This window comes from Pseudomonas sp. FGI182 (assembly GCF_000511325.1).
GTDB classification, from domain to species: domain Bacteria; phylum Pseudomonadota; class Gammaproteobacteria; order Pseudomonadales; family Pseudomonadaceae; genus Aquipseudomonas; species Aquipseudomonas putida_Z.
This window is the reverse complement of record NZ_CP007012.1, coordinates 3,849,531-3,872,112: the sequence shown is the minus strand read 5'-3', so window position 1 is coordinate 3,872,112 and position 22,582 is coordinate 3,849,531. Positions and strand designations below refer to the sequence as shown.

At 63.3% G+C, this 22,582-nt stretch carries 14 protein-coding genes and 1 pseudogene; 10 read left to right on the top strand and 5 right to left on the bottom strand.

Annotated features, from left to right (window positions below):
* Window positions 1–279: 279 nt before the first annotated feature.
* Genes vasI through tssM form a run of 3 tightly spaced genes read left to right on the top strand, consistent with a single transcriptional unit; the run spans window position 280 to window position 5,973 of the window.
* Complete coding sequence (vasI, locus tag C163_RS17075) at window positions 280–912, top strand: type VI secretion system-associated protein VasI (protein WP_025339892.1); 633 nt, start codon at window positions 280–282, stop codon at window positions 910–912.
* Complete coding sequence (gene tssA / locus C163_RS17070) at window positions 900–2,390, top strand: type VI secretion system protein TssA (protein ID WP_038408227.1); 1,491 nt, start codon at window positions 900–902, stop codon at window positions 2,388–2,390. The genes vasI and tssA overlap by 13 nt, the downstream gene beginning before the upstream one ends.
* Window positions 2,365–5,973 (top strand): type VI secretion system membrane subunit TssM, encoded by a 3,609-nt coding sequence (tssM, locus tag C163_RS17065; RefSeq protein WP_025339891.1) that lies wholly within the window; start codon window positions 2,365–2,367, stop codon window positions 5,971–5,973. Before tssA ends, tssM begins: the two co-directional genes overlap by 26 nt.
* Window positions 5,974–6,003: 30 nt before the next feature.
* On the opposite strand, the gene C163_RS17060 is transcribed toward tssM, so the two are convergent.
* The 5 genes and pseudogenes from C163_RS17060 to C163_RS17045 form a co-directional block, all read right to left on the bottom strand.
* Window positions 6,004–7,143, bottom strand: a complete 1,140-nt coding sequence (locus C163_RS17060; RefSeq protein ID WP_371257962.1) for a methyl-accepting chemotaxis protein — start codon at window positions 7,141–7,143, stop codon at window positions 6,004–6,006.
* A gap of 120 nt (window positions 7,144–7,263) precedes the next feature.
* Window positions 7,264–7,593, bottom strand: a pseudogene (locus C163_RS27750) (PAS domain-containing protein); the annotation flags it as partial.
* The gene (locus C163_RS17055; RefSeq protein WP_025339889.1) at window positions 7,590–9,836 is read right to left on the bottom strand and encodes a bifunctional diguanylate cyclase/phosphodiesterase; all 2,247 of its coding nucleotides are present in this window, start codon (window positions 9,834–9,836) and stop codon (window positions 7,590–7,592) included. The pseudogene C163_RS27750 and the gene C163_RS17055, both read right to left, overlap by 4 nt.
* Before the next feature lie 171 nt (window positions 9,837–10,007).
* Entirely contained in the window at window positions 10,008–10,319 is a 312-nt protein-coding gene (locus C163_RS17050) for a hypothetical protein (RefSeq protein WP_025339888.1), read from the bottom strand.
* A gap of 199 nt (window positions 10,320–10,518) precedes the next feature.
* Entirely contained in the window at window positions 10,519–12,630 is a 2,112-nt protein-coding gene (locus tag C163_RS17045; protein WP_025339887.1) for a TonB-dependent receptor domain-containing protein, read from the bottom strand.
* Between the two features lie 571 nt (window positions 12,631–13,201).
* Between C163_RS17045 and C163_RS17040 the strand changes: the two genes are divergently transcribed.
* The 7 genes from C163_RS17040 to C163_RS17010 all read left to right on the top strand — a co-directional run bounded on the left by C163_RS17040 (window position 13,202) and on the right by C163_RS17010 (window position 22,563).
* Window positions 13,202–14,869 (top strand): ABC transporter substrate-binding protein, encoded by a 1,668-nt coding sequence (locus C163_RS17040; RefSeq protein WP_049866770.1) that lies wholly within the window; start codon window positions 13,202–13,204, stop codon window positions 14,867–14,869.
* Entirely contained in the window at window positions 14,866–15,798 is a 933-nt protein-coding gene (locus C163_RS17035; RefSeq protein ID WP_025339885.1) for an ABC transporter permease, read from the top strand. The genes C163_RS17040 and C163_RS17035 overlap by 4 nt, the downstream gene beginning before the upstream one ends.
* Before the next feature lie 21 nt (window positions 15,799–15,819).
* Window positions 15,820–17,064 carry an acyl-CoA dehydrogenase family protein gene (locus C163_RS17030; protein WP_025339884.1) on the top strand — a complete coding sequence of 415 codons (1,245 nt, stop codon included), beginning with the start codon at window positions 15,820–15,822 and terminating at the stop codon, window positions 17,062–17,064.
* Window positions 17,065–17,078: 14 nt separating this feature from the next.
* On the top strand, window positions 17,079–18,401 hold the full coding sequence (locus tag C163_RS17025) for an LLM class flavin-dependent oxidoreductase (RefSeq protein ID WP_038408220.1): 1,323 nt from the start codon (window positions 17,079–17,081) through the stop codon (window positions 18,399–18,401).
* A 155-nt stretch (window positions 18,402–18,556) separates the two neighbouring features.
* On the top strand, window positions 18,557–19,612 hold the full coding sequence (locus C163_RS17020; RefSeq protein WP_025339883.1) for an NADP(H)-dependent aldo-keto reductase: 1,056 nt from the start codon (window positions 18,557–18,559) through the stop codon (window positions 19,610–19,612).
* Between the two features lie 456 nt (window positions 19,613–20,068).
* Window positions 20,069–20,917, top strand: coding sequence for an ABC transporter permease (locus tag C163_RS17015; protein ID WP_025339882.1), 849 nt, complete (start codon window positions 20,069–20,071; stop codon window positions 20,915–20,917).
* A complete protein-coding gene (locus C163_RS17010; protein ID WP_025339881.1) occupies window positions 20,914–22,563 on the top strand; it encodes an ABC transporter ATP-binding protein in 1,650 nt (549 codons plus the stop codon). Before C163_RS17015 ends, C163_RS17010 begins: the two co-directional genes overlap by 4 nt.
* The last annotated feature ends 19 nt before the right edge of the window (window positions 22,564–22,582 follow it).

Here is a 22,582-nt window from a genome sequence, read left to right as displayed (position 1 = left end):
TTTGAATATATGTAGGAAGCGTCCTACAAAGTTATGTTTAAATTTAAACGTAATTGGCTTCTCGCTATGTGCGTGTAAAAAACCATGCACCGAAAAAATATTGTGCGTCGAGCGTGAAAGTGTAAGGAAATATTTGGTTGTGAATATTGTTTTGTCTGTACTAGCCTTTGTTTCGTTTCGATGCTCCACTATCCAGTAATTGTATTTAATGACTACTGTTGAGGCGTGACTGGCCAGTCGGGTAGCGCTGTTGCCGTATTTGATGAGTGAGTGAAACCAATGATTGTCCGCTATGCATATGGCGTTGGGCTTTCGATGTTGCTCTCCCTGGCGCCAAGTTTGGCGAGCCAGACCAGGGACTGCCCGCAGATAGTCTCCAACGTCGAACGTCTGGCTTGTTTCGACCAGGCCGCTGGCACCCCGGCGCATGTGACGAAACTGCAATGGTCCGCGCCGGAGCAGGATTCGCCCACGCTGCGTCGTGTGATGACCCATGAGGCGGGGCGGCCGCCGGAGGAGCTGACGTTTCGCCTCGAAAAAGGGGATGACGGGCTGATGATCTCGGCGCCCGCAATCGCTTCGGTCGCACCGTACCCCTACCTGGTGATCAGTTGTGTGCAGAACATTTCCAGGTTGCAACTGGTTACCGCACAACCCATCGATGCCGGCCGGGTGATGGTGCGATTGCAGGGGGAGCGTGGCTCCACTCTCGCTACCCCCTGGCAGGTGACGGAGAACGGCCAGGTGCTTGACGCTGGCAGGGGCTTGCCGGGCATCGAGCAGATCAAGCCACTGATCGGGGCCCATCGCATTCAGGTCGAGAGCGACCACCCAGCCGTTGATGGGCTGGTTTTCGACGCTCAGGGGCTGGACCCACTCATCGATGAGGCGCGCAAGGCATGTCGCTGGTAGCAGAGGTCACCGCACAGGAAATTGCCCGGTTGCTTGCCCCCATCGACGCGCAGAACCCTGCCGGCCTGTTCGACGTGGAGAACGAAACCTACCAGGCCATCGACCAGGAAATGGTCAAGCTGGGTGGGTTGCAGGAGCCTTCCATCGACTGGGCGTACATCGAAGAAGCGTCCCGCCAGTACCTGGGCCAGGAGTGCAAGCACCTGCGCATCGTCGCCCACCTGGGTGTCGTTTGGCTGCGCAGCCAATGCTGGGAGCGCTGGGGTTTTACCCTCGCACTGCTGGCCGGCATGGTCGAAGCCTATTGGGAAAGCGCATACCCGAAACCGGGCCCCAAAGGGTTCCTCGGCAAGCGCAAGCTGGTTGGCCTGATGCTCAACCGTTTGCTCGTGGCGTTGCCGCGCCTGGACCGCTTCACGTTCAGCCCCGCGCACGCCGCGGCAGCTCAGGGCGCGTTGCAACGCCTGCAACAGCAGCGGGAAGCAGCGCAGCTCGATGAAGCGGCCCTTGGCGAACTGGAGTGCCTGCTACGCAAGCACACGGAACTTTCAAACGGCCTTGCCGAGCCCACCACGGACAAGCCCCCTGCAAAAGGCATCAAGGCTGCGCCACTGGCCGAGGTCATCGCCACGCCAATGCCCCGTGTGTCGTTGGGCAACGAGCGGGAATCACGAAGGGCCATGCTGACCATGGCCGAGCTGATCAACCAACAGGACCCGTACGATCCTGCTGGCTACCAGTTGCGTCGGTTCGGCTTGTGGGCGCACATCCAGACGCCGCCTCAAACCAGGCAGGGCAACCGCACGGAGCTGATGGCGGTGCCGCAGGACATTGCCGGGGACTATGAAGATGCCATTGCCGCTACTGCAATCGACGCGGCCCTGCTGCAGCGGATCGAAAAGAGCGTGACGGCCTGCCCCTACTGGATTCGCGGCAGCTTTCTGGCAGCGAGCGCTGCCACGCGGCTGGCGATGGGCGAGGTGGCTGAGGCCATTCGCGCTGCGACCGCGCGGTTCGTGCAGCGCATGCCCGCGCTGCAGCAGTTGTGCTTCAGCGACGGCAAGGTATTTGTCGATGACCAATGTCTGGCGTGGCTCAGGGGGGCACAAGGGCAATCCGATTCGGACGCAGCCTCTCAGGAATTCGCCACGTTGCGAGAGGAGCTGGCCTGCCAACTGGAAACCAGCGGCGTGGAAGCGGTGTTGCTCAGGCTACAGGGCATGCAGGCGGACTTCCGCAGCCTGCGTGAGCGCTGCCATACCACGGTGATCGCGGCTGACCTGCTGGCTGCTCGGGGCGTGTCCTGGTTGGCCCAGGACTTGTGCGCAGGCGTTGCCCGAACGATGCAGGAAACCACCGCCAGCGCCTGGGAGCCTGAGGTGTTTCAACGCCTTCAGCAATACGCGTGCACGGTCCATCACGGGCTGATTGGAACAAGGAACGGGAGTCAGGATGAATCAACTGTGGAAGCATCTTAAACGTTGGGGCTTGCCCCTGCTGGCCCGCATCGGCCTGGCCATGCCGCTGCTGCTCGGGCTAGGTGCCGCATTGATGCTGGTTGCAATCTGGTGGCTCGGCCCGCAATGGGTCTGGCGCGAGCAGCAGCCGCTGGCTAGCGTGGCGCATCGCGGTTTGGCCAGCCTGGCGCTTGTGTTGGTGCCGCTACTCTGCTGGCTTGTGGTGCTGCGCAGGCGTTTTCGCCGTTTGCAGGCCGAACGCAAGCAGGCGGTGGACGCTGAACTGGACAACGTGTTGCCTTTCGTCCAGGCACAGGAGAAAGCCTTGGACCAAGGGCTGGCACGCTATCTGGACAATGCGGGTGGCAGGCGTGCCTTGTACCGGCTGCCGTGGTATCTGGTGGTGGGCGACCAACAGGCCGGCAAGACCAGCTTCATCGACCGTACCGAACAGAGTTTCTCCCTGACCCGCATCGACAAGGCACAAGCGCGAGGCAGGCAAGCGCAAGTGCTGGCTTATCCGATAGGCTGGTGGGTCAGCAACGATGCGGTGATCATCGACCCGCCGGGCGCTTTCGTCCGTCAGGAATCGTTGGCAGGCTCATCAGCCGAGGAGTCGGACACGTCGAAAGCACCACCCGCCACCTCGGCCAGGTTGTGGGAACACATGCTGGGCTGGCTGGTGCGTAACCGAAGCCAGAGAGCACTCAACGGCTTGCTGTTGGTCGTTGACCTGCCTGCGCTATTGCATGGCACGCCTGAGCAACGTGTCGCCTTGGCGCATGTGCTACGCACGCGGCTGTATGAAGTGAGCAGTCAGTCGGGCTCGCGCTTGCCGCTGTATGTGGTACTGGCCAAATTCGATCTGCTGGACGGTTTCGACCAGCTGTACGCTGGGCTTCCCGCCGCCATGCGGGAAAACATGCTGGGCTTCACCTTCAAACTGGATGCGGTCGGCACGTTCGATGCCTGGCTGGATGAATATGGCGATCATTACGATCGGTTGATCAGGCAATTGTTTGAACAGGTAGTGGACCGGCTCGATGTATTGGGCGGTGCGCCATTGCGAATTCGCTTGTTCTCGTTGCATGCCCAGTTGATCGGGCTGCGTCCGATACTGTTGGCCTTCCTGAAAGAAACCCTCGCAAGTGACCGCTTCACCACGCCTGCCTTGGTACGTGGCGTGTACTGGTCTTCGGTCTTGCAGCAGGGCGACATGCTCAATGCGTTCGTGCGTGAGGCGGCACAGCCGTACAAGACCGAGTTTCCGCTGCGTGAAGGCAAGGCGCAGGGGCAGGCGCTGGTCTACTTCATTCAGCACGCCTTCCGGCGAGTCATCTACCAGGAGGCCGGCCTTGCCGGGGACAACATCAAGGTAGCGCGCAGCAAACGTCGGTTGCTCTGGGTGGGTTCTGCAGTAGGCGTGCTGGCCTTCAGTGTCGCCATCGCCAGTTGGCAACGCTACTTTGACATCAATGGCGCCAAGGCCGCCAATGTGCTCGCCAAGAGCAGAGAGTACAGTCATCACGAAGTGGACCAGCGTCTGGACCCCACCGGGCGCAACCTGCTGGAGCCGCTGGACCAGATACGCGATGCCGTGTCGGTGTTTGGCGACTATCGTGCCGCGTGGCCGGGTGTTTCCGACCTTGGCTTGTATCAGGGGCGCGCCATTGGCCCACGCGTCGACGAGGCCTACCTGAGCCTGCTCTCCAGGCGCTTTCTGCCAGCTTTGGCCAGCGGTGTGATCGATGCCATGGACGCCGCGCCGCCGGGCAGCGAACAGCAGATGGCTGCTCTTCGGGTTTATCGAATGCTCGAGGACCGCCAGAGCCGCCGCCCCGAATGGGTCGAGGTCTGGATGGCCCGCCAGTGGCAACAGAAGTTCCCCGGGCAGGGGCAATTGCAACGCGACCTCATGCGGCACTTGAAGTATGCCTTGGCCTATGCCGATACCGAACTTCCGCAGTACAGCCAGCGTATGGCACAGGTGCAGCAGGTGCTGCGCAAGGTACCACTGCCAGAGCGGGTCTACGCGAGCCTGAAACAGCAGGCTGGCGAGCAGTTGAATGCCGGCCTGGACCTGCGTCATCAGGTGGGGCCAGCGTTCGATGTGGTGTATCAGTCCTCACCCGGCTTCAGGCAGGGGGAGGGTGTCCTGATAGCGCCAATGCTCACCGCCAAGGGCTTCAGAGAGTACTTCGAGCCACGTAGCCAGCGGTTTGCAGAGATGGCGATGATCGACCAGTGGGCACTGGGCGAGCGCGACCAGCTCGATTACTCGGATGCCGACCGGGAGGCGCTGGGCGAACGGCTACGTAACCTGTACAGCGCCGATTTCATTGACAGTTGGCGCCGTGCCTTGAACGCCTTCTCGGTGGCCGACTTCCGCGACCTGGATCATGGTGTCGCGATCATGCAGCAGTTGACCGGGCCAGCAGCACCCCTGCATCGGTTGCTGGACACAGTGAGGGACAACACTTCGCTTTCATCAGCCGTTGTCGCTGAGGCAGCCGGGGAGGTCGCAGCGTTGCAGCCGACAAGTGGCAGGCCTGATCAACAACAGGCCTGGGCCATTCAGCGGGCCTTTGCCGGGCTGAGTGCCATGCTGCAGGCAACCGGTGAGAAACCCAGCTACTACGACGAGACCCTTGCTGCCATCGCGGCCGTGCACGACTACGCCAAGGCGGTGCAGGACAGCCCCGACCGAGGCAAGGCCGCGCTGCAGGCCGTGCATCAGCGATTCTCGATGACAGGGCAAGACCCCATCGGCACCCTGCAGCGGGTGGCCACCGGCTTACCGGAACCGATCAACCACCAGGTCAGAAAAATGGCCGATCAAACAGCACAAGTGCTGAATGTCGAAGCCCTGCGCGAGTTGGAGCGACGCTGGGACGCCGAGGTGTACAGCTTCTTCCAGCAGCGCCTGGCAGGGCGCTACCCCTTCGTCGTGAAAGCTCCCGACGCTTCGCTGGACGACTTTGAAGCCTTCTTCGGGCCGAAGGGGCGGCTGCAGCAGTTCCATGATCAATACCTGAAGGTCTTCCTGAGGGATAACCTCGAAGCCCTGCAGGCCGGCCAGCAGGGGCAGTCGCTGATCCGCAGTGATGTGCTCGAACAGCTGGAGCGGGCAGATCGTATCCGTGAGACCTTCTTCGATCAGCGCGGCAACCTCAGTGTGCAGTTCAGCATCGAGCCGTTGGGCCTGAGTGCCAACCAGCGTACAAGCTTGCTGGACCTGGACGGTCAATTGATTCCCTACACCCATGGCCCGAGCCAGATCACCGGTATCGTCTGGCCCAATACCTTGGGGCAGCAGGTGCGCAGTAACCTGACCTTGCTCCGGCAGAACGGGAACAGCAGCAGCCTTGAGTACCGTGGCCCCTGGTCGATGTTCCGCTTGCTCAGCCGTGGCTCGCTCAATGGGCGCACGGCGACCAGCGTGGACCTGAGCTTCAGGACCGGCGATGGCGTGATGCGCTACAGGCTTAACGCGCAGAAAGCCTTCAACCCTATAACGCAGGAGCCTTTCAAAGGTTTCCAGTTGCCACGAGGGTTGTTGCAGAAGTCGCCCAAGTTGGGGCCGACCACGCAGGCCGGCTTGTGAGGGTTGGCTTGGGAGTACGGTGCGAACCCGTCACCCATTGCGCTGACGCCGCCAAAGTTGCGTCGACAGCAGTTGAAGGCGTTCGGCCAGCTTGGCGACGTGGGCGGCAGTGGCGCGACTCTGGTTGCTGGCAAGCACGCTTTTCTGGGTGGTTTGACTGATACCGGCCAGGTTGCACTGGATGCTGTCACCCACCGCGCTCTGCTCCTCTACGGCGGCAGCGATCTGCACACTCATGCCGCTTATCTCATCGACGCGCTGGGTGATCCCGTCCAGCGCCCGGGCGGCCAGCAGTGCCTGCTCGACGCTGACGCCGGCCTTGCTGTGGCTGCGCTGCATCGCAAGTACGGCATCCCCGGTGGAGCGTCGCAAGGTATCGATGGTGCCCTGGATGTGCGCGGTAGATTGCTGGGTTCGCGAAGCCAGCCCGCGCACCTCGTCGGCGACCACTGCAAAACCGCGGCCGGCCTCGCCGGCGCGGGCAGCCTCGATGGCGGCATTGAGGGCAAGCAGGTTGGTCTGTTCGGCGATGCTTTGAATCACCTCGAGTACGCGGTCAATTTCATTGCCATGCTGTTCCAGTTGATGAATCACCATGCTGGTCTGTTGCACCTCGTTGGCGAGGCTATCAATGTGCTGGCGGGTCTGCTCGACCAGTTGGTGGCCGCGGTCGGATTCCTGGTTGGCCAGGTTCGCGGCGCTGGCGGTGAGCTGAGCGTTGCGCGCCACCTCCTGCACACTGCTGGCCATCTGGGTTATGGCGCTGGCTACCTGGGCAGTTTCCCCCTGCTGGCGGAGGGTCGCGCAATTGTTGTTGTCCACTGCAGACACTAGCTCTTCGGCTTCCTTGCTCAACTGGCGGGACGAATCGGCAATGCGTCCGACTATTGCCCGGGTCTCGGCTTCGAGCATTTGCAAAGTGAAATCGATCTGGCCAAATTGGTCGCGGCGGCCACTGTAGAGTATCTGGCTCAGAGGGTTGTCGGCGATATTCCTGGCTTTTCGGGCAAGGGCGTCGAGGGGGCGCAGGCTGAAGCGCAACAGGCCGCCGAGCAGCAAGCTCGATAGCAGCATGGAGAGGGCAGCATGGCTCCAGGACAACGCGCCCAGCAAGCCCAAGGCCGCAAAGCACAGCAGGTTCACGCCAGTGCTGACAAGTGCCAGGCGCATGCCGACGGACAGCCGTGACATACGCAGGCAGTTGGTCTTTCTACCACTACGCAACTGTGCATAGAGATGTTCAGCAGCCTCCACCAGCGCTTTGGCCGGTAGCGTGCGAACCGATTGGTATTCCACTGTTTCGCCATTGCGCTGCATCGGCGTGACGTAGGCGCTGACCCAGTAGTGGTCACCGTTCTTGCAGCGATTCTTTACCAGCCCCATCCACGAGCGCCCATCCTTGAGTGTCTGCCACATATGCGCAAAAGCTTCTGGCGGCATGTCCGGGTGGCGCACGATGTTGTGATTGACGCCGAGCAGTTCGGCTTCACTGAACCCGCTGATGTTGATGAAGTCGGAATTGACGTAGGTGATGGCGCCCTTGGGGTTGGTTGTTGAAAGAATGTTCGCGTTTGCGCTGAATTCGACGGCACGACCACTGACCGGAAGATTGGTTTTCATTGTTTTTCTCCTGAACTGATGGGTACCCGCCGGGTAACTGCGCGCCCCTCGAAACGGTCTTCTGTGCTGAGCAGATGTTGTATCTGGGCGGCAGGTTGTGGCCGACTGAACCAGTAGCCTTGGGCGTAATGGCAGCCTTCACCCACCACGAATTCGAGTTGTGCCGAACTCTCGATGCCTTCGGCCACTACTTCCAGGCCAAGGCTACGGCCGAGAACGATGATCGCCTGGCTGATCGCGCGCTGTTTGTTCTCGTAAGGAACGCCGGTGATGAAGCTCTTGTCGAGCTTGAGGATGTGCAGCGGAAAGCGCGTGAGGTAGCCAAGCGAGGAGTAACCCGTGCCGAAGTCGTCCAGCGCCAGCAGAACACCAAGGCTGGTCAACTCATGCAGGCAGGCCAATGTGTCCATGTCGTCATGCATCAGTTGGCTTTCGGTGATCTCCAGGATCAGGCTGGCGGGAGGCAGGCCGCTTTCTTGCAGGATATCGATCAGCCGGAGGGTGAAGTCGGCTTGTTGCAATTGGGTGCTGGAAATGTTCACCGAACAGCGCAGGCGCTCATGCCCGGCCAGTTGCCAGGCTCGGGTTTGCTGGCAAGCCTGGCGCAGTACCCATTCGCCGACGCGGATGATCTCTCCCGACTCTTCCAGCGCAGGGATGAACTCCAGTGGCGAGATCAAGCGTTCGCCATGGCGCCACCGCAGCAGCGCTTCGACCCCGGTCACCAGCGGTGTCCCTTGGTCCAGGCGATAGATCGGTTGGTAGTACAGTTCGAATTCATTCTGTTGCAGTGCCTGGCCTAGCGCGGACTCCAGTTCCAGATGCTGCTGTGCGGTGTCCTGCAATGTTTCGTCGTAGTGGGCGAAGCGCGCCTTGCCGGCAGACTTGGCTCGGTAGAGGGCAAGGTCGGCAGCCTGCAGCACATCCAGGGCTTTGCCATTGTCGTGCAATGGCGCGATACCGATGCTGGCGCTGACCACCAGGGTACGACCATCCATGTGCAGCGGTTGATGCAGGTTGTCGAGGATGCGTTGGGATATCTGCTCGGCGTCGCGGTCGCAGGTGAGGTCGTGGAGCAGGACGATGAATTCGTCACCGCCGAAGCGGAACAGTTGGTCAGTGGGGCGCAGGGACTCTTTCAAGCGCACAGCCACTTCCACCAGCACGCGGTCACCGACGTTGTGGCCGAGGCTATCGTTGATCAGCTTGAAGCGGTCCAGATCGATGAACAGCAGCGCCTCGTAGTCACCGCCCTTGCGCTGCTTCCTGAAGGTCTTCTGCATCTGCTCGTCAAGCCGGATGCGGTTCGCCAGGCCGGTCAACGGGTCGTGCTGGGCGGTATGTTGGAGGCGCTGCTCGGCATCCTTGCGTGCACTGATATCGGACTGGGAACCAGCCATGCGTAGCTCGCCAGGGGTGGTCATTTCGGCGACCCCCCGCACGAGGACCCAGATGTAGTCACCGTTGTGCTTGCGGATACGGTACTCATGGTGAACGGACGATGTCTGCCCTTGTAGATGGGCATCGATGGCATGGCGAAAATCTGGCAGGTCATCCGGGTGCACGCGACCGAACCAACTGGAACTGCTCTCGCCGATGCTATCCCGGCTGAGGCCGAGCATGCTGGCCCAGCGCTCCGAAACGTAAAGCCGATCCTGGTCGACGTGCCAGTCCCACAGCCCGTCGTTGGCACCGCGTAGCGCGCGGGCAAAGCGAGCCTCGCTGTCTTCCAGCGCCTTGTGCTGGGCCGCACTGTAGGTATCGATGGCCAACGTCATGTCGAAGAACACCGCCTTCAACAGGCTTGAATAGAGCGTGGCATCCGGGCTGTCGCCGAACACGCTTTCCAGCATGTCGTCGAGGTACAGCCGATAGCTGCCGAGGTACCACTTCAACTCCAGGCCGATCTGCTGGTGGATCACGCCGATACGCAGGCGGCCGTTGACGTAGGTTTCATCGTAGGGGCCGCCCCACAGGCACTGGTAGTACTCGGCCTGGCTCTGCTTCAAACGGGCGGTGACCTCCGGCGTGCGAAGCAATGCAGACGGCGTGGAGAATTCCGCCAGGTGACGGTACAAATGGTCGACGAAAGCCTGCTGGGACGGGGCCATATACTGAGCTGCCGCGCCTAGTCGCCTGGCGTCTTCGGCGCTCCAGTCGAGAAAGCGAAAACGTTCGGCAATCTCTGCGTGATCGAGACGGATACGCTTGAGTAATTCCTCGAGGTCTTTTGTCACCTTCATTCGCATCCCCTGGTATTGGTGAAGATTCCTTTCCGCTGAACCAAAAAAAAGCGCCGTGGCAACAAGTTCTGCTCAAGAACTTGTTGCCACGGCGCTTCGTCTTTCAGGCCTATTATCCTGCTCGGCAAAGCCGGTTCCCGCAGGGCGGAACCTGGTGATGGCACATTCACATCATTGGGGATCTTCCGACAATTTATCCAGCAATGCAACCAAGCGTCGCCGCAGCAGCCCCAGTTCGCGGGATTTGAAGGCGTGTCGGGTCTGTTCGAGAACCTCGGTGGCATCCAGCAAAGCGGCCTGTACCTGCCCAGCCGAGCCCAACTTTGCTTCACCGAGCCAGCGGCAAAGCGGCACGGCGCTGCAATTGCCAGGCGTACTCAGTACCTCGCAATCAGGTGCTATAGGTGCCAACAGCTGGCGCAATTGATCGGCCAGTTCAAGATTGTTGCAGATAATTCTGGTTGCCGGGTTGGACTCGCTCATCAAACTGCATTCCCATATGTTTGGTGTGCTGTTTACAACACCGCCTATGGCGTTTGATTGATTCAGGTCAATGCTGAAACCTTCCACTTGCACCGTGAAGCCCTTCGGTGCGAACAGCGCTCCTGGAAACCGAGCGCCGTGGGGCGGCGCTCGATTTCGAATGCGTAATGGACGCGCTATCAACCACGTTGCTGCGTGGTCAGTACCTGAACTCGACCCCCACGTACGCGCCAATCCCATCCCCCGGCCAGAACGATGCAGTATCCTGCCCGCGCGCGTTGTACACCGGCGTCACGGCCGTCACGTACGCCTTGTTTGCCAGGTTCTTCAGGTCCAGCGACACCTTCCAGTTGCCCTTCGGTGCCTCATACCCCAGGTTCGCCCCCCAGATGGTGTACGACGGCGCATACAGGGTATTGGCATAGTCCACTGCCGTGCGCGAGGCCGACTGCACGTTGATTCCGGTGTACCAGCCGCTGTGGTCCTGGTACTGCAGCTCACCCTGGTAGATGTGCTTGGGCACGCCCGGCAACTGGTTGTCGCCGAAGGTGTCGTCATGCCGGTAGTAGAAGTCGTTGTAGGTGTACACCTGACGCCAGCGTACCAGGTCGCCCTGAGGGTTTTCCCAGAGGCGGGTGTTGAGCCCGGCTTCGACACCCTGGTGGATGGTCGGTGAGGCGTTGAAGGCACCGGTGACCGCTGCCGACGATGACGTGGCGGGGATGATCTGCACATTCAGCAGCTCGTCGTGGATCCACGAGCGGTACAGTGCCAGGCTGCCATCGAAGATGCCGTGTGAGCCCTTGATACCGACCTCGAAGGTGTTGGCCTTCTGCTCCACCAACGGGCGGATGTAAGGCAGGGTCGGCCCGGAGCCCGAGTATTCCCAGGAAGCAGGCGGGTCGATGCTGCGGCTGAAGTTGGTGAATACCTGCAGGTTCGGGCTGAACTCGTAGCGCAGGCCGATGCGCGGGGCGACGCTCCAGTTGTCGTAGTCCACATGCTGCGGGAAGTTGGTGGTGTTGGGGTTCACCGCGTGGTCGATGTTGATCTTGCGCCGCACGTTGATGAACGACACGCCGCTGGTGAGCCAGAGGTTGTCGACCAGGTTGATATCGTTGCCCAGGGCGATCACCCGGTCGAACGAATCCTTGTAGTTGACCTGCTTGAGCGACAGCTTGTCGTCGTTGGCCGAGTTCACCCCGCCACGCAGGTGCTGGGTGGAGGTGAAGGCGATGCTGCTGCGGCTTTCGTGGCCGAACAGGTAGTCGACCCGGTCGTAGCCCAGCAGCAGGCCGAGGTCGTGCCAGTCCCAGTAACTGGGATTGCTCGGGCTGCGCGGGCTGTTGGTGTGGCGATAGTCGTGATACGACAGGCCGAAGGTCAGCCGTGCATCGTCGTCAAAGGTATAAGTGGTCTTGCTGCCCACCCAGATGCTGCCCGGGCGGCGTGCACCGGCACCGCTGCTCTCGGCGGTAGCGCTGGCGCGGCGCGGGTGGTGCAGCGCGGCGTCGAGGGTGGTGGCGCTGGGGTCGTTGTGGGTTTCGTCGCGGTAGCGCAGCAGCAGGCGGGTTTCCAGCTTGGGGCTGAAGCGGTAGCCGGCATTGGCGACGATGCCCGAGCTCTTCGACAGGCTGTAGTCGCGGAAACCCTCGTTGCGGTAGTTGTCGGCCTGCAGGTAGTAGTCCAGGTCGCCCTCGACCCCACCGTAGCTGATGCTCTGCTTCTGGTAGTGGTAGCTGCCGGCTTCGGCGCGCACGCGCAGGCCGGGGGCGCTGTAGCCGCTGTGGTTGACGAAGTTGACCGCGCCGCCGAGGGTCAGCGCGCCATATTGAAAGGCGTTGGCGCCGCGCAGGATCTCGGTGTAGTTCACGCCGCTGGCGTTGAGAAATTCGTAGGGTGTGCCGCCAGGGCCGGTCAGCGGCAGGCCGTCGAACAGGAACTTGATGCCCTCACGGAAATAGCCGGGCGAGGTATTGGCACCGGAGCCGCGGATCGAGATCTTCGCCGCGTCGTTGCCGCCGGTGGACTGCACGAATACCCCGGGCTGGTAGCCGAGGGTGTCCTGCAGTGTGGCAGTGCGGCCTTTGGCGACCTCTTCGCTGTCGACCACGCTGGTGCCGCCGGGCACCTCGGCCAGGGCGCTGGCGGCCTGTTGTACTTCGGATTGCTTGGCGGCCTGCACGGTCACCGTGCCCAGGGTTTGCTCAGCGGCCAGTACCGTGACCGGGGCCAGCAGGGCCGTGGCCGCGGTGGCCAGGGCGGCGTGGCGGATGGCCAGGCGCAGTGGTTGGGGTTGAATCGCACGCATCGTTCAATTCCTTGCAAGTCATCGTAGGTCCTCGGCGTTCTATGGGAATAGTCAGGCCTGTCGAAATGTGTAAGAGCAGTTTCTGTGCCAGCTGGCGAAAGGCCGGAAGTTTGGGGGTGTGGCCAAAGTTTTAGTGTGAAGTGCTGAATAAAACAGCAAATTTTGTTGCGCCCCTGTTGTTTGCGGAACAGTGCAGGTTATATCCAAATATCCGAATGCTATGGCGCAACCTGTGGGGGCGGCTTTAGCCGCGAACACCGGCGCAGCCGGTGCCATGCACCGCGTTGGATTCTTCGCGGCTGAAGCCGCTCCCACAGGGGGTGCGGATTGCTTGCAATTTCAGTTATCTACGCGACAGCGCAGCCAAAAGGGTTGGATGTTGTCAGCGCAACAGGGATGAAACAGTTTGTATGGTTAATGCGTCAGGCGGTTTGAACTAACCTCAATGAATGCGCAGTGTTAGCGCTGGCACGACAACTGCAATAGCCCTTTATGTAGCCGTCTATATAAAGGGCCCGTTGTGCAGCCGAATTCCCGATTATTCAATATATGCCTGGTGGCCAGTGCGCTGATGGTTGCCGTCTGCTCACCCGCCATGTCCGCGCAGAGCCAGGCGCTGCTCAAGGGCGAAGCGCTCAGCGAAGTGAACGGCGTGATGCGCTACCCGGCCAGCGACTTCGTCGAGCAGCAGCCCGGCAAGCGCGGTGGCACCCTGCGCGTGTCAGCGGCGAGCGACGCTGGCAGCTTCGATATACACGCGCTGTCCAACGGCAACATGCAGTGGATGGGCCGCATCCTGTTCGACTGCCTGGTGTACCAGGCCGAGGACGGCACCCTCACGCCGTGGCTGGCGAAAAGCTGGGACATCAGCGCCGACGGCCTGACCTACACCTTCCACCTGCGTGACGACGTCACTTTCAGCGATGGCGAGCGCTTCAACGCCGAGGCGGTGCGGGTCAACCTCGAACACATGCGTGACCCCGTGACCAAGTCGCCACTCGCCGCCGCCTATATCGCGCCGTACCTGCAAGGGCGGGTGGTGGACGAGTACACATTCGAGGCGACCCTGCGTGCGCCCTATGCGCCGTTTCTCGATGTGCTGTCGCAGGCCTGGCTGGGGATGATCTCGCCACGGCAGATCCTCGAGGCGCCGAAGACCATCGCCAGCCAGCCCATCGGCACCGGGCCTTTCGTGCTGACCGGCTGGGTGCGCGACCAGCGTGCCAGCTTTGTCCGTCGCCCGGGGTACGACTGGGCACCGCCGGCAATCAACCACCAGGGCGAGGCCTACCTGGACGGCATCGAGCTGAGCTACGTGCCCGAAGCGATGATCCGCTACACCTCCCTGGAGGCTGCCGACAACGACATGGCCCTGGACGCACCGGCGCAGAATGCCGCGGCGATCCGCGCCAACCCGAAGCTGACCCTGCGCAACCGCATTCGCAAGGGCAACCCGTCGCGCAGCATCACCTTCAATGTCGACCGTGCGCCGTTCGATGACGTGCGGGTGCGCCAGGCCGTGGCCAAGGCCATCGACCGTGATGGCCTGGCGTGGATCTCCGGCTTCGGCGAGTACCTGGCCAAGGGGGATTTCCTCGCCGTGAATACCCCCGGCTATGACCCGGTGGCCCGCGATGCCCTGGCCTTCGACCCGGTCGAAGCAGGGCGCTTGCTCGACGCCGCCGGCTGGACCGGGCGTGACGGCGAAGGCTATCGCAGCCGTGATGGCCGGCGCCTCGGGGCGACCTTGCTGACCTATGACAACCCGGCGTTCCCGGCCAATGTCCCGGTGGCTGCCCAGGCAGACCTGCGCAAGGTCGGATTCGACCTGCGCATCGAGCTGCTGCCGCTCAGCAAGGTCATGGAGCTGCGTTACCTCGGCAACTTCGACGCCATCGGCGGTGGCTACTGGCACACCAACACGGCCGATGGCCTGTACATCCTCTACCACAGCCAATCCATCCCCAGCGCACGAATGATCGGCCAGAACGTTGGCCACTTCCGTGATACCACCCTCGACCAGTTGCTCGGTGCCGCCCGGCGCAGCACCGACCCGACGCAACGCCGCGAGCTGTATCGCCAGGCCCAGCAACGCCTGGGCGAGACCGTGCCGGCCGTGCCCTCGGTGGAAAGCCAGATGCTGCTGGCGTACCGCAACGCGGTCGGCGGCGTGCTGTTCGATGGTTCGCACAACGTTCCCCTGTTCACCAGCGTGTGGCTGGCAAAGGAGCAACCATGAAACTGCTGATCATCTTGCTGCGCCGCCTGCGTGACGGTGTGATCGTGCTATGGGCGGCGGCCAGCCTGACCTTCCTTGGCATGCAACACAGCGGTGGCGACACCGCCCTGGCGATCCTCGGCGGCCCGGATGCCATGCCGAGCGAAGCGCTGCTGGCCCAGGTGCGCGCCGAGTACGGCCTCGATCAACCGCTGTGGGTGCAATACGGCCACTACCTGGCGCGCCTGGCCAAGGGCGACCTGGGCGAGTCGTACCGGTTGCGCATACCGGTCGGCCAGGCGATTGGCGAGCAGGCCGCCGCGACCTTGGCGCTGGCCAGCAGCGCGGCTGTGCTGGCGGTGCTGCTGGCAGTGGCCTCGGCGCTGCTCACCGCCAACCGCGGGCGGCGTTTGCGCGCGGTGGTGTCGGGCATCGAGCTGTTGCTGTCCTCGGCCCCCAACTTCGTGATCGGCACGGTGCTGCTGCTGGCCTTCGCGTTTCACTTCCATTGGCTGCCGCCGTCCGGGTCCAGCGGTTGGCGCTCGCTGGTGCTCCCGAGCCTGGCCCTGGCGCTGCCGATCGCGGCGGTGCTTGCCCAGGTGTTGCGCCAGTCGCTGGAGCAGGTGCTGGAACAACCCTTCATCACCCAGGCCCGTGCACGTGGCATGGGTGATATCGCTGTGCGTCTGCGCCACGCCCTGCGTCATGCCCTGGTGCCGCTGGTGACCCTGGCCGGCTACGTGTTCGCCAGCCTGCTCGGCGGCGCCGTGGTGCTGGAACTGCTGTTCGGCCGCCAAGGCATTGGCCGTTTGATGCTCGACGCTACCGCCAGCAAGGACGTGCCACTGGTACTCGGCGTAACCCTGCTGGCGGCAGCGATCTACGTGCTGGTCAACCTGCTGGTGGACCTGGCGACCCAGGCCATCGACCCGCGCACCGCACGCGTCTGAATTCACGAGAAAGGAACCATCATGAGCCAAACAACGATTACCGATGCCGAACTGGATGCGCGTTTTGCGCCGATCTATGCGCGTATTGCCGAAGGCGCGGTGGCCCGCGAGCAGCAGCGCACCCTGGCCCATGAGCCGGTGGCCTGGTTGCGCGAGGCCCGCTTCGGTGCCCTGCGCGTGCCACGCAGCCACGGCGGCTCAGGCGCAACCTTGCCGCAGTTGCTGCGCCAGCTGGTGCGCCTGGGGCAGGCCGACTCCAACCTGCCGCAAATCTTCCGCGCCCACTTCGGCTTCGTCGAAGGGCGGCTGTCGTCCGGCGACGCCGCCTCCCAGGACTACTGGTTTGCCCGCGTGGTCGCCGGTGAACTGTGGGGCGCGGCCATGGCCGAGCGCACCGACAGTACCGGCAATAGCGTGCAGTTGAGCGAAGACGAAGGCGGTTACCGCCTGGACGGCGAAAAGTACTACTGCACCGGCACGTTGTACGCCGATTGGGTGGCGGCAGTGGCCAACCATGGCGACGACTTTGTCAGCCTCGTGGTGCCGACCCGTGCGCCGGGCGTGGAGCGGGTCGACGACTGGGACGGCTTCGGCCAGCGGTTGACTGGCAGTGGCACCACCCGTTTCACCCGGGTCAGCGTGCAGCCGCAGCATTTGCTGCGCCGTTTCGCCAAGGGCGAGTTGCGTGCCGAGTCGTACCTCACCGCGTTCTACCAAGCGGTGCATCTGGCCACCCTGGCGGGTATCGGCCAGGCGGTACTGGCCGATGCCGTAGCGTTCGTCCAGGGCCGCACCCGCGCCTTCGGTGTGCCGGGGCAGTCGCAGCCGGCCGCAGACCCGCGGGTGCAGGCGGTGATCGGTCGCCTGTCGAGCCTGGCCTTCGCCGCCGATGCGCAAGTCACCGCCGTGGGCCAGAGCCTGCAGGCGGTGTACGAAGCCGGCCAGCAAGGGGAGGTAGCCGAGCAGCTTTACACCGACGCCGAGATCCATGCCTTTCAGGCGCAGCAGATCGTCCTGCCGCAAGTGCTGGAAGCGAGCACCTTGCTGTTCGAAGTCGGCGGCGCATCGGCCACCAGCAATGCCCGGCGCCTCGACCGCCACTGGCGCAATGCCCGCACCCTGGCTTCGCACAACCCGGCGATCTACCGCGAGCAGGCGTTGGGCAACTACTACCTCAATGGCATCAGCCCGGCCCAGGCGTGGCGTGCCCTTCATGCCAGCGCCAGCGAAGGGCAGGGCAGCGGCGACGAAGCCAGCGCAGTCTGATCAGGAGAACCGGCATGACCACGAAACAGATGAGCCTGGGCATGAACATCCTCGGCTTCGGCTCGCATTCCGGCGCCTGGCGCCAGGGTGAGGCGGCAATCGACGCCTATATCGACGTCAACTATTACCGCGATATCGCGCGTATTTCCGAGCGCGGTTGCCTGGATGCGATCTTCCTTGCCGATGGCCCGGCGTTGCCGCCGGATGTGTCCGCCCAGCCTGGCGGGCGCCTGGAGCCGACCGTGCTGCTTACCGCAGTGGCGGCCGCCACCGAGCGCATCGGCGTGATCGCGACCTGCTCCAGCACTTACAACGAACCTTTCAACCTGGCCCGGCGAATTGCCTCGCTGGACCACATCAGCGGCGGCCGCGCAGCCTGGAATGTGGTGACCAATGCCGGTGACGCGGCAGCACACAACTTCGGCCTGGCTGGCGCGCCGTTGCATGTGGACCGCTACGGGCGGGCCGAGGAGTTCGTCGACGTGACCCTGAAGCTTTGGGACAGCTGGGAGGACGACGCGATCATCGGTGACCGCGGCGCCGGCCGTTTTGCCGACCCGGGCAAGGTCCACACCCTGGATTTCAAGGGCAAGCACTTTCAGGTCAAGGGGCCGCTGAACCTGCCGCGTTCGCCGCAGGGCAGGCCGGTGCTGGTGCAGGCTGGCTCTTCCGAAGGTGGCAAGGCACTGGGTTCACGCTATGCCGATGCGATCTTCACCACCCAGACCACCCTGGCCGACGGGCAGGCGTTCTATCGGGAGATGAAGGCACGGGCCAAAGCCTGGGGCCGTGACCCGCAGCACCTGAAGATCATGCCCGGCCTGTCGACCGTGATCGGCAGCACCGAGGCCGAGGCCCATGCACGTTTCGACGAACTCAATGCCTGGCATGGCGAGCACGGCCTGTTGCAGCAGGTGGCGGGGCGTATCGGTATCGATGCCAGCGAGCTGGATCCGGATGCGCCATTGCCCTGGGCGCGAATTGGCGCGGTGGCAGATTTCGAGCGGGGGTCGCATGGTTTTCTGGAGGCCCAGTTGAACCTGGCGCGCAGCGAGAACCTGACCATTCGCCAGCTGTCGCGGCGGATTCTGGTCGGGCACCGGTTGGCCGTCGGTACCCCGGAACAGGTTGCCGATACCCTGGCCGAGTGGTTCCTGGCGGGGGCGGGGGATGGTTTCAACATCATGCCCGACATGTTCCCGTCGGGTGCTCGGGTGTTCGTCGAAGAGGTGGTGCCGCTGCTGCAGAAACGTGGGTTGTTCCGCACCGAATACACCGGCACCACCCTGCGTGAGCACCTGGGGTTGCCCAAGGCACACAACCAGTTCGCTGCTTAGGGGCGCTTTGCGCCCCAATCGCCGGCAAGCCAGCTCCCACAGGTGCCGGGCAAACCTGAAACCTGTGGTGATCCTGTAGGAGCTGGCTTGCCGGCGATGGGCTGCAAGGCAGCCCCAGGATTTGAAACCCGACACACATTCAAAAGGATGCACCCATGCGCTACCGCCCACTCGGCCACACCAACCTGCAAGTCAGCCTGCTCAGCCTCGGCACCATGACCTGGGGGCACCAGAACAGCGAACAGGATGCTCACCAGCAACTGGACGCTGCCCTTGCTGCAGGCATCAACTTCATCGACACCGCCGAGATGTACCCCACGCCCACCCGCGCTGAAACCTGGACCACCACCGAGCGCTACATCGGCACCTGGCTGGCGGCCCGCGGCAACCGCGACAAGGTCCTGTTGGCCAGCAAGATCGCCGGCCCGGCCCGTGACCCAGGCGGCCAGGTGCACATTCGCGATGGCCTGTCGCACCACGACCGCAAGAACATCGTCGCGGCCCTTGAGGGCAGCCTGCGCCGCCTGCACACCGACTACCTGGACCTTTACCAACTGCACTGGCCCGACCGCACCAGCAACTTCTTCGGCATCCGTGAATACCCCTACGTCGACGACCATCCGCAGACGGCAGCCATCGAAGAAACCCTTGCGGTGCTGGATGAACAGGTAAAGGCCGGCAAGGTGCGCCATATCGGTGTCTCCAACGAAACACCGTGGGGTGTGGCGCAGTTTCTGCGGCACAGCGAGGACAAGGGCCTGGCGCGCATTGCCAGCATTCAGAACCCGTACAGCCTGCTCAATCGCTTGTACGAAAACGGCCTGTCGGAGTTCAGCCATCGCGAAGGGGTGAGCCTGCTGGCCTATTCGCCGCTGGCGTTCGGGGCGTTGACCGGCAAGTACCTGAACGGGGCAAGGCCGGAGGGCTCGCGATTGTCGTCGGTGTATCGCACGTTCAATCGCTACGGCAGCGAGGAGGCCAACGACGCGATTGCCAGCTACGTGCGGATTGCGCGGGAGCATGGGCTGACACCGGCGCAACTGGCCCTGGCTTTCGTCATACGCCAGCCGTTCGTGGCCAGTGCCATTACCGGGCAGACCACCTTGCTGCAGCTGCAGGAAAACCTGAGTGCACTGGATGTGCAACTGAGCGATGAAGTACTGGCCGAGATCCAGGCCGTGCACCGCCGTATTCCCAACCCGGCACCGTAGCCCACATGGCAAGGGCTTCGCCCTTGTTCGCGGCTGAAGCCGCTCCCACAGGGACCGCACGGATTCAGCCTTTGCGGTGATCCTGTGGGAGCGGGTTTACCCGCGAAGAGGCCAGTACAGGCGACACAAGAAGGGCAGACATGAACGCGATCGTATCCATACCAAACACAGTGCCCAGCAGCTGGCAGGTTCGCCCTGGCCTCCCACAGGGACCGCACGGATTCAGCCTTTGCGGTGATCCTGTGGGAGCGGGTTTACCCGGGAAGAGGCCAGTATAGGCGACACAAGAAGGACAGACATGAACGCGATCGTATCCATACCAAACACAGTGACCAGCAGCTGGCAGGTTCGCCCTGGCCTCCCACAGGGACCGCACGGATTCAGCCTTTTCGGTGGTCCTGTGGGAGCGGGTTTACCCGCGAAGAGGCCAGTACAGGCGACACAAGAAGGACAGACATGAACGCGATCGTATCCATACCAAACACAGTGACCAGCAGCTGGCAGGTTCGCCCTGGCCTGGTGCTGGCCTGGATCACATTGGGCTTGATACTGCTGGCAGTAACCTTCCCCGACTGGCTCTCGCCAACCGACCCGTTGGCCGCCGACGCCCGCCTGGCTTACCACCCGCCAAGCCCCGCCTTGTGGCTGGGCAGTGACGAGAACGGCCGCGACGTCCTCAGCCGCCTGATCCATGGCGCCCGCCCATCGCTCTTCATCGGCCTGGCCGCCACCCTGGTCGGGCTTGGCCTGGGCACGCTGCTCGGCTTGCTCGCCGGCCTGGCCCCAGCCTGGCTGGACAACCTGCTGATGCGCGCTGTCGATGTGCTGCTGGCGTTCCCGGACCTGCTACTGGCGCTGGTCATCATCACCCTGTTCGGCCAAGGCGCCAGCAACCTGATCCTTGCCGTCGGCATCGCCTCGGTGCCGCGCTATGCGCGCCTGGTACGCGCCCAGACCCTGACCATCCGGCGTGCCGGCTTCGTCGAAGCAGCCGTCACGCTGGGCCGCAGGCCCTTGGCTGTGGTGTTCTGGCATGTGCTACCCAACGCAGTCCAACCCGTGCTGATCCTGGCCTGCATCGGCCTGGGTGGCGCCATCACCGCCGCCGCTGCGCTGAGCTTCCTCGGCTTCGGCGCACCACCTCCCGCGCCGGAGTGGGGCGCGATGATGGCAGTGGCGCGCAACTTCATGGCCAACGCGCCCTGGCTGATGGCCTGGCCTGCGCTGGCGATCACCCTGACCGTCATTTCCATCACCGTCATCGGCCGAGACTGGCTGCGCCGTAGCGAGGGCAGACGCGCATGAACATCTTCGAGAAGAACCAGGCACCGCTGGTGGACATCCGCGGCCTGCACGTGAGCTTCAATGGTGTGCCAGTGGTGCACGGCGTCGACCTGCAGTTGCGCGCAGGGCAGTGCCTGGCACTGGTGGGCGAATCGGGCTCGGGCAAGAGCGTCACGGCCCGTACCCTGGTCGGCCTGACCGGGGCCGGTGCCCATGTGCAGGCGCAGCGCCTGGCCTTTGCCGGGCAGGACCTGCGCCAGTTCGATGAGCGCGCGTGGCAGCGCTTGCGTGGCGAGCACATCGGCTTTGTCATGCAGGATGCGCTGGGTTCGCTCGACCCACTGCGACGCGTGGGTGCAGAGATCGAAGAGCCATTGCTGTTGCACACCGACCTGGCCGCGGAGCAGCGCCGTCTGCGGGTACTTGAGCTGTTGCGCCAGGTCGGAGTGCCTGAACCCGAAGTCCGTGCCCGGCAATACCCGTGGCAGCTTTCCGGAGGCCTCAGGCAGCGCGCCCTGATCGCCTCGGCCATTGCCTGTCAGCCACGCCTGTTGATCGCTGACGAGCCCACCACCGCGCTGGACGCGACCGTGCAGGCTCAGATTCTCGACCTGCTGGAACACCTGCGCGAGCGCGACAACAGCCTGTTGATGGTCAGCCATGACCTGGCCGTAGTCGCGCGCCTGGCCGACTGGGTGGCGGTGATGCGCCATGGGGTGGTGGTGGAGCAGGGCAGTGTCGAACAGATTCTGCAGGACCCGCAGGACCCCTACACCCAGCGCCTGCTGAGTGCGGCTCGGGCGGTACATTTCAAACGTCCGGCGGCGCCGGCCCTGGCGCTGGTGGAGAATGACGTGGACGAACAACCCGTGGTGCTGGAGGCGCGTGGCCTGAGCAAGGCCTTTGTCGGGCCGGACGGCCGGCTGCGTCAGGTGCTGGACGATGTGTCGCTGCAGTTGCGCGCCGGGCAAACCCTTGGCGTGGTGGGCGAGTCCGGCTCCGGCAAGAGCACGCTGGGGCGCATCCTGCTGGGGCTGGAGCGGCCGGAGCAAGGCAGCCTGCAATTGGCCGGGCAGGATTGGCTTGCGTTGTCTGCCGCGCAGCAGCGCCAAGCACGGCAGGGGATCCAGGTGGTGTTCCAGGACCCGCAGGCCTCGTTCGACCCACGCTACACCGTGCTGCGGGTATTGGCCGAGGCGCTGGCGCATGCGGGTGTACCGCGTGCGTTGCAGCGCACCGAGGCGGCGGCGTTGCTTGAGCGGGTGCAGTTGCCGGTGGGGTTGCTCGACCGCCGCCCGCTGGAGTTGTCGGGCGGGCAGCGGCAGCGCATCGCGATTGCCCGGGCACTGGCCATGAAGCCCAGGGTGCTGGTGCTGGACGAACCGGTATCGGCACTGGATGTGTCGGTGCAGGCGCGAATCCTGGCATTGCTGGCCGAACTCAAGGCGGAGCTGAACCTGGCTTGCCTGTTCATCTCCCACGACCTTGGGGTGGTGGAGCAGGTCAGTGACCACGTGTTGGTGATGCAAGGGGGAAGGGTGGTGGAACAAGGGGCGGCAGCCCAGGTGCTCGGCCAGCCGCGTCAGGCCTATACCCGCGCCTTGCTCGACGCCGTGCCTCATCTTCCGGCGGCGCAGCCAAGCTGGTTCAGCCGTATCGCCGTGTAGGCAAGACACAAGGAGAACA